This is a genomic window from Pseudomonas sp. B40(2017) (assembly GCF_002112855.1).
GTDB classification, from domain to species: Bacteria; Pseudomonadota; Gammaproteobacteria; order Pseudomonadales; family Pseudomonadaceae; genus Aquipseudomonas; species Aquipseudomonas pharyngis.
Genome location: NZ_NEIT01000005.1, coordinates 45,476 through 57,420 on the forward strand (window position 1 = coordinate 45,476; position 11,945 = coordinate 57,420).

Annotated in this window: 10 protein-coding genes and 1 pseudogene; 5 read left to right on the forward strand and 6 right to left on the reverse strand. The window is 54.3% G+C overall.

Annotated features, from left to right (window positions below; translation table 11 throughout):
• Nucleotides 1-16 precede the first annotated feature (16 nt).
• The 3 genes and pseudogenes from CAF76_RS14295 to CAF76_RS29065 form a co-directional block, all read right to left on the reverse strand.
• Nucleotides 17-400, reverse strand: coding sequence for a DUF6124 family protein (locus CAF76_RS14295; protein WP_011332363.1), 384 nt, complete (start codon nucleotides 398-400; stop codon nucleotides 17-19).
• Nucleotides 401-870: 470 nt separating this feature from the next.
• The gene (locus CAF76_RS29060; RefSeq protein ID WP_371857340.1) at nucleotides 871-1,734 is read right to left on the reverse strand and encodes a methyl-accepting chemotaxis protein; all 864 of its coding nucleotides are present in this window, start codon (nucleotides 1,732-1,734) and stop codon (nucleotides 871-873) included.
• A gap of 42 nt (nucleotides 1,735-1,776) precedes the next feature.
• Nucleotides 1,777-2,790 (reverse strand): annotated as a pseudogene (locus CAF76_RS29065) (methyl-accepting chemotaxis protein); the annotation flags it as partial.
• Between the two features lie 244 nt (nucleotides 2,791-3,034).
• Here CAF76_RS29065 and CAF76_RS14305 point away from each other — a divergent pair.
• Entirely contained in the window at nucleotides 3,035-3,706 is a 672-nt protein-coding gene (locus tag CAF76_RS14305; protein ID WP_085647638.1) for a histidine phosphatase family protein, read from the forward strand.
• On the forward strand, nucleotides 3,703-4,524 hold the full coding sequence (locus CAF76_RS14310; RefSeq protein ID WP_085647639.1) for a phosphatase PAP2 family protein: 822 nt from the start codon (nucleotides 3,703-3,705) through the stop codon (nucleotides 4,522-4,524). Before CAF76_RS14305 ends, CAF76_RS14310 begins: the two co-directional genes overlap by 4 nt.
• Before the next feature lie 65 nt (nucleotides 4,525-4,589).
• Here CAF76_RS14310 and CAF76_RS14315 read toward each other — a convergent pair whose 3' ends face one another.
• Both CAF76_RS14315 and rimJ read right to left on the reverse strand, forming a co-directional pair.
• Nucleotides 4,590-6,023 (reverse strand): glycosyltransferase family 39 protein, encoded by a 1,434-nt coding sequence (locus tag CAF76_RS14315; protein WP_085647640.1) that lies wholly within the window; start codon nucleotides 6,021-6,023, stop codon nucleotides 4,590-4,592.
• 68 nt (nucleotides 6,024-6,091) lie between these two features.
• The gene (gene rimJ, locus CAF76_RS14320; protein WP_085647641.1) at nucleotides 6,092-6,679 is read right to left on the reverse strand and encodes a ribosomal protein S5-alanine N-acetyltransferase; all 588 of its coding nucleotides are present in this window, start codon (nucleotides 6,677-6,679) and stop codon (nucleotides 6,092-6,094) included.
• A 143-nt stretch (nucleotides 6,680-6,822) separates the two neighbouring features.
• Here rimJ and CAF76_RS14325 point away from each other — a divergent pair, with 143 nt between their 5' ends.
• Nucleotides 6,823-7,401 carry a GNAT family N-acetyltransferase gene (locus CAF76_RS14325; protein ID WP_085647642.1) on the forward strand — a complete coding sequence of 193 codons (579 nt, stop codon included), beginning with the start codon at nucleotides 6,823-6,825 and terminating at the stop codon, nucleotides 7,399-7,401.
• 95 nt (nucleotides 7,402-7,496) lie between these two features.
• Here CAF76_RS14325 and CAF76_RS14330 read toward each other — a convergent pair whose 3' ends face one another.
• Entirely contained in the window at nucleotides 7,497-7,865 is a 369-nt protein-coding gene (locus tag CAF76_RS14330; RefSeq protein WP_085647643.1) for a DUF6124 family protein, read from the reverse strand.
• A gap of 887 nt (nucleotides 7,866-8,752) precedes the next feature.
• Between CAF76_RS14330 and CAF76_RS14335 the strand changes: the two genes are divergently transcribed.
• Nucleotides 8,753-9,487: a hypothetical protein gene (locus CAF76_RS14335; RefSeq protein ID WP_085647644.1), complete on the forward strand. Its 735-nt coding sequence runs from the start codon at nucleotides 8,753-8,755 to the stop codon at nucleotides 9,485-9,487.
• Nucleotides 9,477-11,756 (forward strand): DEAD/DEAH box helicase, encoded by a 2,280-nt coding sequence (locus CAF76_RS14340; RefSeq protein ID WP_085647645.1) that lies wholly within the window; start codon nucleotides 9,477-9,479, stop codon nucleotides 11,754-11,756. The genes CAF76_RS14335 and CAF76_RS14340 overlap by 11 nt, the downstream gene beginning before the upstream one ends.
• The last annotated feature ends 189 nt before the right edge of the window (nucleotides 11,757-11,945 follow it).

The window sequence follows — 11,945 nt, forward strand, 5'->3', positions numbered from 1 at the left end:
CTCGCCACCTCCCGCATCAATCCGTCGGCACGACCTTGTCCAGCGCACGGTTAACGGCCAGTTCGGCGATCATCACGATCTGAGCGATGCCTTGCAGGGTTTTGCGATGGCTGCCCTCGACCAGCGCTACATGATTGTTGAGCATGACGGTGGCGGAGCCGAGGGATTCGCTGGCGTCGACCAGCAGGGATTCGGTGTCGGCTTCGGGGTGAGCCTGGTAGAGGGTGTTGGGTTTGTAGGGCGCGGCCATGATGTGGGCGCTGAGTGGGCCCAGGTGATAATCGAGGGCGCGTTCGGCGGCTTCGTTGAAACGTTTCGAGCCGGGGCATTCGTAGGGGGATGCCGGATCCGGGAGGGTTGTGGGTTCGGTGAGCGGTGGGTTTGGCGTTACCTTGAACATGGGTGACTAACCTCTGGTTAGGCCGCACCTTTTCGCCGCTAAGCGAAAGGGTGGCAGCTGTGCGCAAGTTAGCGGACCGGTAAGTCACCCAAAACCCGGCGCACCCGAAGGTGCCATGCGCACAGCCACCATCAAGTGCAGGCTTGCGCCTGACTGGATTCGACATGTGCAACCGTTGGGGGACATTCCGAACCGCTAAGTTCGATCACTGGAAATCAGTGACGCAATCAAATTACGCAGCCAGCCCAAGGCGCACAAGCCGGCGGATTCTGGCGTAGCCGTAGGCAACGGCGCAAGGTTTTGTGGGCTTCGGGACGTATCACCGCGTGTCCTTAAACACCGCTGACCAAGCGTGTGTAATTGCGTTTCATAACCCGTCATCCAATTCCTGAAGATGGCAATTTCAAGACAAAAAAGAAGGGCAGCTTTTCAGCTGCCCTTCTTTGTACTTCGGTTTTCGTGTGCGGGGTTTACACGCGGAAATGGCTCACCATCTGCTGCAACTGCCCACCCAACCGCGCCAGTTCAACGCTGGACTTGGCCGTCTCATCACTCGCCGCTGCGGTCTGTTCCGACACGTCGCGGACGTTGATGATGCTGCGGCTGATTTCTTCGGCCACGGCGCTTTGCTGTTCGGCGGCAGCGGCGATCTGCTGGTTCATCGACTGGATGTTCGACACCGTGCGGGTGATGTTTTCCAGCGAGTCGCCGGCCTTGCGGGTCAGGGCGACGCTGCTGTCGGTCAGGGCGCGGCTGTTGTTCATCACGGCGGCCACTTGCTGCGTGCCGTTCTGCAGACCGGCCACCAGACCTTCGATTTCCTCGGTGGATTTCTGCGTGCGCTGGGCCAGGCCACGGACTTCGTCGGCGACCACGGCAAAACCGCGACCGGCCTCACCGGCACGAGCCGCTTCGATGGCAGCGTTGAGGGCCAGCAGGTTGGTCTGTTCGGCCACGGCCTTGATCACGTCCATGACGCTGCCGATCTTGTCGCTTTCCTGTTGCAGCACGCTCATGGCTTCGGTGGAGCGCACCACTTCGCTGGCCAGACGCTCGATCTGGGCGATGGCTTCGTTCACCACTTTGTCGCCTTCGCGGGCTTCGCCGTCAGCGGCGGCTGCGGCTTGCGAGGCTTCTTCGGCATTGCGCGCGACTTCCTGCACGGTGGCAGTCATTTCGTGCATGGCGGTGGCGACCTGATCGGTCTCGACCTTCTGGCTGTTCACGCCAGCGCTGGTCTGTTCGGTGACGGCCGACAGTTCTTCGGCGGCGCTGGCGATCTGGGTCACGCCGTCGCGGATGCCGCTGATCAGGTCGCGCAGGGTTACGCCCATGCGGGCGATGCCTTGTTGCAGCACGCCGAGTTCGTCGCGGCGGGTGACGATCACGTTCTGGCTCAGGTCGCCGCTGGCGATGCGGTCGACCACGGCCATGGTTTCCTGCAGCGGACGGGTGATCTGACGGGTGATGATGAAGGCAGCGATGATGCCGACCAGCAACGCCAGCAGGGTGCTGATCAGTTGCAGGGTACGGGCCTGGGCGCTTTCGGCGTCACGGCGATCCAGCTGGATCTGATACAGCTGCTCGCTCAGCGATACGATCAGGTTGCCCTGATCGGTCATTTCCTTGCGCGCCTGTACCGCATCGGTGTTGGCGTTCTTGAAGGCCTGCAAGGCGCTGCGGTAGTTGGTCAATGCGGTTTCCAGCTGACGCAGGGCGTCCTGTTGGGTGCTGGCGAAATGCATGTTCAGTGGCTTGAGGCTGGCGATGGCCACGTCCAGTTGGCCGACGGCTTTCTGCTCGGTTTCGGCGTTGGCGGTGGCGGTGTAGCCACGCACTTCGTAGCGCGCCAGGATGAACGCTTCCTTGGCGGCGGTGACGGCCTGGAACTGCTCGAAACGCTCATCGCTCAACGGCATTTGCTGGACGCGGTTGCTCAGCGCTTCGATCAGGCCGTAGGCCGTCGCGGCACTGGTGGCCATCGAGTCGCGCGCCGTGTTGCCGGTGCGGTAGGCGTTACGCATCTTGTTGAGCGAAGTCTGGTACTCGGCGATGGTCGCCGCCTGCTCCTTGAGCAGCTTGACGTTTTCCGGGCTCTTGAAGCTGCTGATCAGCTTCTGCTGTTGGGCGGCGAACCCGTCGAGGGTGGTCTGCACGTTCTGCGCGGCGGTTTCGTCGCCGTTGGTCAGCATGTATTGCAGGCGCACCACGCGCAGTTTGGTCAGGCCAGCGTTGAGCTGGGTGATGTCGCTCATCCAGTTGCTGCGGTCAATCAGGCCGCCCAGGCTGGTCCAGCCAGTGAGTGCCAGGATGCAGGTCAGGGCCAGGACGAGGCCGAATCCGAGGCCCAGTTTCAGGTTCACGCTGATGTTGCCGAACCAGCTATTCATCAAAAATCCTCCAGAAAAACGTTGTGCGTCTTGATCGTCGGTCAGGCTGGAAGATTGTTGTTTTTTTGCGCCAGCAAGGGTGTAAGCAGGACTGTATCGGCCGCAAATCCGAGAGCTGAAAGGATTTTGTCCTACGGAATTTGTAACAGGCACTCACAAGACTTTTTTCACATGGGTTTCACTGCCTGCCCACGCCGTGCTCTCTAACCTCGCCGCATCGAATGACAAGTGATGGCGGCTTTTTGTGGAATTGCGACTGAGTCTGTTCGGCGTCAAGCGCTCGATTGATCTGAGCGGTCTGGCCCGTTTTCGAAACACCTGGGTGGTATTGGCGGCCTCGGTGCTTGTGATCCCTTTGACCCTTTGGCTGCTGGCCCCGGCGGCGGTGCCTGACCTTGCCCACGGCAATGTGGCCGGGGCGCAGGCGCTGAAGGACGGTTGGAACAAAGGCGAAATCATCGTGCTGGTGCGCCATGTCGAGCGCTGCGACCACTCGAAAGCCGCTTGCCTGAGCGGCCACGATGGCATCACCGATCGCTCGCGCAGTGTCGCGGTGAGCGTCGGCGCGCAGTTCGAGCAGTTGGGCCTGGACAAGGCCGACGTCTACAACAGCCCGATGGTGCGCACGGTGCAGACCGCCGGCTACATGTTCAACAAGGCGGCGACCGGCGAAGACTGGTTGATCAGTTGCAAGGGCCGGATGTTGCAGGATGCGCTCGCGCACAAGGTCCCGGGACGCAACCTGATTCTGGTAACCCACAGCGAATGCATGGCGCAGCTGGAAAAAGACCTCAAGGTGCCGGCCTCGACCCTCGGGTACGGCGCATCGCTGTTTGTTTCCGCCGCCAGCCCGGCGGCCCCACAGATGCTCGGCTTCATTGAAGCCTCCGACTGGCGCACGGTGACCACCCAATGAAATCCCGCTTTTATGCTTACAACTTCGGCATTCCGCTGCTCTGCGCAGCTGTGGTTTTTCTGATGTTCGACATGACCCATATCGACATCGCCTTCAGCAATCTGCTGTTCGATCCACTGACCCACACCTTTCCGCTCGACAAGATTCACTTCTTTGAAAAACTGACCCACAAGTGGGCGCGGATCATTCCGAACTGGACGGCGGAAATCGCCTTGATCGGCGCCATGCTGTCGTTCGTCTGGCCGCTGGTGAAACCGCAAAAGCATCCGCGTCTGGGCGGGTTTCTCGAGCGCTGCAAAGTCGCACCGGTACTGCGCTTTGCCGCCGATCATCGTAGGGATTTTCTGTTTGTGGTGGTGGCTTTCGCGGTCTGCACCGGGGTGATCCATTTCCTCAAGGCACACACCAGCGTCTACTGCCCGATCGAGACCACGCTGTACGGCGGAAAGATGCCGCACATCGAGTGGTACAACAATTTCCAGCTGTTCCACGAAGCGGGTGAAGGGCGTTGCTGGCCGGGCGGCCATGCCTCGGGTGGTTTCACTATGCTGGCGCTGTATTTCGTGGCGCGTCGTTATCAGTGGCGTTTCTCCAGCGCGTTGTTGTGGGGCTCGTTGCTGCTCGGTTTTGTCTACGGCACTACGCGAGTCCTACAGGGCTGGCACTACATGTCCCACACGTTCTGGGCCGGCATCTTCGTGTGGCTGGCGTGTTTGCTGACGGCGCTGGCGTTTTACGGGCGGGCTCGTCTGGAATTGCCGGTGTTGAGCAAGCGTGAGCGGAAGGTGTTCGGCGCGCAGCCTGAGGTTTCTCTCTGAGTCCTCGCCGCTGAAATGAAAAACCCGCCATCACCGGCGGGTTTTTTGTTTGTGCTGTGGTGGCATCAGTAGCCCACGAAATAATACGCCTGGCGCCCGACCATCATGGTCTTGTGGACTTTCAGCGGGGCGGCGGGTTCGCTGTCTCCCGACATCACGGCGATATTCGATGGCGAGGCGCTGAGGAAGTCCTTCAATTGCGCATCGGTGTCCAGGCCCTTGAGGACGCTCCGGGTATAGAACACGCTGGCGCCGCCGACCCGCTCGTTGGCTTGAAACAACGCGACTTGATTGCCGCTCGCTTGCAGCGACTGGATGTGTTCGGTCAGCGGCAGGAACGACAGATGTTTATCGGCGTTCGGCAGTGCCCATTGCGCGGCACCTAGATAGCTGGCGATGACCACCGCCAGTATCCCCGCCGCCAGTGTCTGACGGTGACGGGCGATGCGTCCGACAAAACCGTTCTTGTGATCCTTCAACCTGTCGAACAGCACGCCTGCATATTCCGCCGCGATCACTGCCGCTGCGGGTGTCATCGACATCAGGTACACCGTGCGTTTGCTCGAGGCCAGGGTCAGCAGGATGAACTGCGCAATGATCCACAGGCTGAAAAACAGCAGGTAACGGTTGGCCTTCAGCTCCTTGCGAAAATGCCACAGACCCAGGTACACCAGAATGTTCCACGGCAGAAACGCCTGCGGCAGTTTGGCGAGGTAGTAGTAAAACGGCTCGTAGTGGCCGGCTTCGACGAACGATCCGCTGAAACGTCCGACGCTGTTGGTCAGCAACACTTCGCTGACGGCCTGGACGCCGCCACGCTGATAGAGCACGGCGAGCCAGATCATCAGCGGGATCAGGCCGACAAGGGTCAGCAAACCCGGACGCAGCCAGTCCGTCAGCTTGAAGCGCTTGTCCATCAGGTTGTCGGCCAGCAGAAAAGCGAAAATCACCACCCCCGGCATCGCCAGCCCGAGCACGCCTTTGCTCAACGTAGCGATCGCAATCCCGACTACAAACAGCAACGAATTGCCCGGGTTCGATGCTCGCTGCGCCTGGAAGAACGCCAACAGTGCCGTGGTCACTCCAAGTGCGAGCAACGCATCCTCGCCGACCCCGCGCACGTTGCTCCAGTAACTGGCCATGGTCGCCAGCAGAATCCCCGCCGTCCAGGCGATGGCCTTCGGGCGTTCGAAGCGGCGCAACATGGCGTACAGCAGCATCACGCTGAGCAACCCGGCCACCGCCGACGCCAGTCGTACCGCCCAGGGCGAGACACCGAAAACCCGCAAGGCGCCGGCGTCCAGCCACAGGCTCAGGGGCGGTTTTTCCAGAAAGGGCTCGCCGAACAGACGCGGCGTCACCCAGTCGTTGTCCAGGTGCATTTCCATCGCAATGCCCGCAACCCGGGCCTCGGTGGAACCTTGCAGTTGATGGCTGCCGAGGGCGAAAAAGAACAGCAGAGCGGCAAGCAGAAGCAGGGAAGAGGCGGCACGCGACATGGGTTCAGGCAACCGGAAGTGAGCGGAAACCCGAGCTTACGCGGCCATTCCTTAATAATTTGTGAACGTCAGGAGAGCGGTCGCGACCAGCGTTGCTCCGACGTTTCGAAACGCGGATTGACCCGCGCCGTCAGCACATGATCCTGCCAGCGCCCGGCAATGTTCAGGTACGCCTTGGCATAGCCTTCACGCTCGAACCCGAGGCGTTCCAGCAACCGGGCGCTGCGTTCATTGCCGGGAATGTAGTTGGCCATGATCCGGTGCAGGTTCTGGGTCTCGAACATATAGGCGATGGCCGCCTCCAGCGCTTCCTGCATCAACCCCTTGCCCTGATGCGCCTCGTCGATGTGATAACCCAGATAACACGCTTGAAACGCACCGCGAATGATCCCGCTGAAATTGCAGGCGCCGATCATCTGCGCGCCGTCCGGGGTCAGCAACGCCATATGCACCGCCAGCCCGGCTTCGAAGGCACTGGCCTGAATTTCAAGGCGTCGGCGGATCTGTTCAGTGGAAAAGTAATCGGTGGTGCGAATCGGTGACCACGGCGCGAGATGGCGTTGATTGCGCTGGTAGAACGCGCTTTCCAGCGGCGCCTGATCCGGGGCGAGTACCGCGAGCGTCAGGCGTTGACAGGGCAGGGTCAGCAGCGGCATCGGGTGCTCCGGAAGCAGGGAATGATTGACAGAATTGTCCGGCCGGACGGAAAACACAACTGGATCGCCGAACGCAGAGCACTATAAATTTCCCTGATTCACTTCACATCCGGTTATGTGATTCGTCGTTCAAGGAGGACATGATGGAATGGGCATTCAAGACGGGGGAGCAGTCGCTGCGACTGATACCGGCGGATCCGGCGTTTTATTCGTTGTTTCAGCAGGCGCTGAACGCCAGCTACCTCGATCATTCGGAATTTCTGCCCTGGCCGCGTGAGTACACCAACGCGGAGCAGGCGCTCGAGTTCCTGCTGAAGGCCCGAAAAGAGTTCAACAGTGAAACCGGCGAGCGACGATGGCTGATCGTGACCGAGGACGGGCAAGCGCTGATCGGTTGCATCGGACTCAAGCCCCGCTCGCGCAACCGCTACGTCGTGGGTTATTGGGCCAACACCGAGCAATCGGGCAAGGGCTACATGCGCGCTGCCCTCACGCACCTGCTCAACAACCTTCCTGAATTCACCTTTTACCTGACGGCGTCCTCTGCCAATGCGCGAAGCCGGCGTCTGGCCGAGGCTGTCGGGTTTGCGTTGATCAGGATCCACCCAGGGGCCCGGCAATCGGAACGGCACGGCGAGCAAGACACCTGCGTCTATCGCCTGCCAGGCAAACCGCAGGCGAAAAAAAGCCCGCAGGAGCGCGGGCGAACCGTAGTTTCTTGAATGAGCGAGGCCAATGTACACGGCCATCACCGCCGCCGGGGTGAAGAAAAGTTCATGTCGATGAACGACTTGCGTCATCGACGAGCGGTCGTTTTTCAGTGCACGACAGGCGCCGTCGTACGGGGCACCAGATTCACCGGATCAAGGTTCTCCACGGCGCGATTGACCAGCATTTCAGTCATGATCGACAGCTGCCGGATCGCCAGCAACCGGCTGCGCTGAGAGCCTGTGAAATCATCGGCAATGTTCGCCGTCATCATGTTGAGCGCCGCCAGGGTTTCACAGGCATGGGTCAGCAGAGTGGCCGTGTCCACATCGGTGCGCACGGAGAAAATCTCGTTGAACGGCAGGGTGCGACGCGGCTTTCTCACGTATTCCTGAGGCTGGGCAAGCAAAGCCGGTTCTTTCGATTCGGTCTCGTGAGGCGGTGTTTGATCAGGCAGGCTTGGGGTGTCTTTTTTCATGACGAGGCTCCATGGTTTCAGGCTCCCGGCGAATCCCTTTGGTAAACCATCTGCCGGGTTGCAGCGGAGCGCGAAGACTAGCGTTTGGAAGCATCTTGAACCAGTTCATGAAAGTCGACGCGGGTTGCGGGAAATTTCCTAGGACGTTGGCTGGAGGCGTCATTGGATGCGGAACGGCGGATGCGACAAGGCCCGCACTGGGCGAGCCTTGTCATTGAGAGTCGGTGGGCCGGGGTAATCTGAATTAAATTGCTAACCTATTGTTTTTTATAATTAAAACCTGTTCTGATTATTCGATGGAATACCATTTGGAATACTAAAAACCAAAAAAGAGGCTTTTTTGTATTTGGCTTAATGAAAGTAGACGCTCAGTCGGTGAGGCTGCAGCGCTTGTAGCCCGGAAAGTTAATCTGTCTCCTTCATCCCCAATCCTTTCGGCAGCTACCATCGTTTCTTATGACCTCACGCTGGCCATCAAGCATAGGCACTGCGGCATAGTGTTATGGCTCAGCATGATGAATCCTCGCGCTTGCCCCGCCAAGCCAGAGCGGTTCATAACAGAGATTTCCTGCTTCCATCCAGACTGGTTTAGGCAGTAGTTTTCCAAAAATTAGACCAATGTAGTTACTGCAGACTCTTTACCTTCTAAGCCTAGCGCGCTAGCCTCATCCGTGATGGCGATGTGCCTAATCAGGGATTCGATTTGTGGCTAAGACTACCTATAGAGTGGACATGCCTTGCTTTTCGCTTAGAGCTGATTCTCGTCAGTTAGGGTGCGCTTTTCTTCCGCATTCCTTCTTTCTCATAATTCCAGACCTCATAAGATCCGCAGACTGTTGTGGCGTCCTTCCAATTTTTTTTAGCCCGCTTTTCAAGGAGGAATCTACGTGACGATAACTTATGGCGGGACGCTTCCGGATTCTAGCTGGGGATGTGAGTTCACCGAGGTATTCAATGCAAATGGAATTGACTTCGTAAAACTCTGCCATGTTCATGTGTCCCAGATATCAAAAATAGCCAAGGTACTTTCCGAGTCTGTAGTGGATACTTCATGGATGATGACCTTGGATGCCGGCACCAGATCCTCCTATGAATACACTGTTCAAGAAACCGCGCAGCTTCTTGTCGAAATATTTAAAGCTGCTGAAAGAGAAGACTCTGTCGTTGATGAGTTTGGTGAGCTAATGGTCTCAATGGGAGCGGCCAAAGCTCTTGAGGTTGTTTTCAAACACACTCTCATACCCATCGCGGAGCTTTGGAAGCCTCAAGCTAAACAGAATGAAGGCTTCGATTTTCATAGTATATGCCCTGGCCATATCATAAATTTTGGAGAGGCGAAGTATTGCTCAAGCACTACTTCGTATGGGCGTGCGCTAAAACAAGCTGGAGAATTCGTTACGGTAAAAAAACACAAACGAGATAGAGTTCACTTAGTAAGCCTGGCTACAAGCGAAGGGATTTATAATCTTGATAATAACGTTCATGGTGTTATTGCGGCGTTTTCGATTCATGCTGATGATCAGCTCACAGTATATAGAAATGCACTAAAGAAAGCTGCAGAGTTTTCCAAAAATCATAGCGTGAAATTTGTTTATATGATTGGTGTGACTCATGAAGGTTAGATTGATTCGAAATAGTTTGACTCCTTTTGAAGATCTGGTTGGAGTGCTTGATGAAGTCCATAGGATAGGGCCGATTAATTCAGGTATATTAGAAACTCTATCTTTATATAGAGTGTTTCATCCGGATGTGTTTTCTCAGCTTGAAGAGCGAATAATCTCCGCGCTAGGACTTTTCTATAAGGTGATTAGGCCTGAGAACCTATATTCTTTGCTTCTATCTTCCATAGGTGAAGCTCATAAAAAAACCTACGGGGGATACTTGACTCCCGTGCAGGCAAGTGTTCGTCGAGCTATTGATAGCAAGCAATTTGTATCAATATCGGCGCCAACTAGTGCTGGGAAATCCTATTCGATTCGGGATTTCATTGCTGAGCAAGAGGGGGATGCAGTTGTTGTTGTACCTTCTAGAGCTTTGATTGCTGAATATATAAATACTATGAAGGAGAGATTTGATGGCGATAAGGGGGTAATGATCACTCCATTTGTTGACGCTATTTTTACAAGTCGAAATCCTCGTAGAATATTTGTACTCACTCCTGAGCGAGCTAGAGATCTTTTTACAACTTCAGCCAAGCTGGATCTAAGAGTCTTTTTCTTTGATGAAGCACACGTTTCTGAAGATCGGTCGCGGGGTGTGATTTTTGATGTTTTAGTAAGGCGAATACAAAAAACATTCTCATCAGCAAAACTTATTTTCGCTCATCCTTTCGTGGATAATCCTGGCGCTCAGTTTAAGAAACACGATATTCCTGAAGGTAATGGTTATGCTAGGTCTTACACTCACGGGACAGTGGGAAAAATTTGTGTCTTTCAACATTCAAATGGCAACTGCTATATATTTTCACCTTTCGAAGAGAAAGGTAATCTTCTACGCAATTGTATAAAGTTTGAGGGTGGATTTGAGTCTTTTGCCTTTAGTGGTGATCATTCAATTTTAATTTATGTGTCCAAAGCATCTATTTATAATGGCTCCTTTCTAGAGGGGTATGAAGAGCATATAGCAAAATTTCCAAGCATTACGCATCCTAAGGCCAGGCAGATAATAACTTCTGTCGAGAATTTGCTTGGTGCCAACAAAATTGATCATCGCTCAAGAATGGTTGAACTACTGCAAAAAGGAGTAGTTATCCATCATGGATCAGTTCCATTAGAAGTTCGCTTTTTGGTCGAAGAATTCATTCGGGCAGGTTTTGCAAAGATTTGCTTTGCAACCAGTACCCTTGCTCAGGGTGTAAATATGCCCTTTGATATCGTCTGGCTAGATAATATGCGATTTCAAGGCGAGAGTGACGAAGAGAAGTCACTTTCATTTAAAAACTTGATTGGGCGAGCGGGGCGGCTTTCAAAACAAGCGATATTCGATTATGGATATGTGTTTACAAGAAGTGCTGATCTTTTTATTACTAGGATTAACGATAAATTTGTGTTGAACGAAAGGTCAGTCATAGATCAGCCGTATGACGAAGATAGTGATAACGCCGAGCTCTTAGATTCTATGAAAGATGGGACATTTGACGACGAGCTCCATTTGCCCTCTACAAAAATTGATAGATTATCCTCTCCTGAAGTTATTGACGCTGCCAAAGAAATATTGGATGTGCTGTATGGCTCAAATTTGACTATTAGAAGTGTCCTTCAGGGGAATGAAAATCGTGATACCAGAATTCGCTTGAATGACTATTTTTTAGTTATCTTCGAGCGTTCTTTGGACAGAGAGCTAGGCAAGGGGGAGATGAATGTCTTTGAAAGTGCAATCAGCATAATGCTTCAAACGTTTCAAGGTCGATCATTCAAGGAGATTGTAGGGGTTAGATATAGCCGTATATCACGTAGGAGCTTTGGGCGTCGTGGCGCTGCTGAGTTTTCTCAGCCGGCTCATAAGTTACCTCATAGTGGTCTTTATGTTTATTCACTTCACAAGGATGGGACGCCCGCAACTGATGTCAGTTACGATGTGGTCGTCTTTGATACATATGATTATCTAGATCAGGTTATATCTTTTTCCCTATCGGACGTTTTTATAGCGGCTTTTAAAATCTACAAAACGTTAACCGCTGATGCCCGTGCAGACAAGATGATTGAGTTGTTAAGGTTTGGAACAAATAATTCGATGCATATGCTACTTATGCGTTACGGTTTTGCGCCCGAAGATATCGAAGAGATCACGGGTTATGTGCAATCTATATCGGAGTCAAATATAGTATTTAAAAGCACTGTTTACGAGGCGCCTTATCATGTGCGAGATATTATCGATTGGTACCTCCCTTAATGAAAGAGGTCGTTATAGGTTGTAGTAAGCGCTACTGAATTTATTATTGGTCTTGCAAGCTCAATTGTTTGTTTTTAAGAGCTACTTGATAGCGTAGAATTTCAATTTGAACTGGAAAGCAATGCAGGAAAACTGGGGTCAGACCACGTTTACGTGCAATACGGTGCAAGTTGTTTATGAAAATAGTAG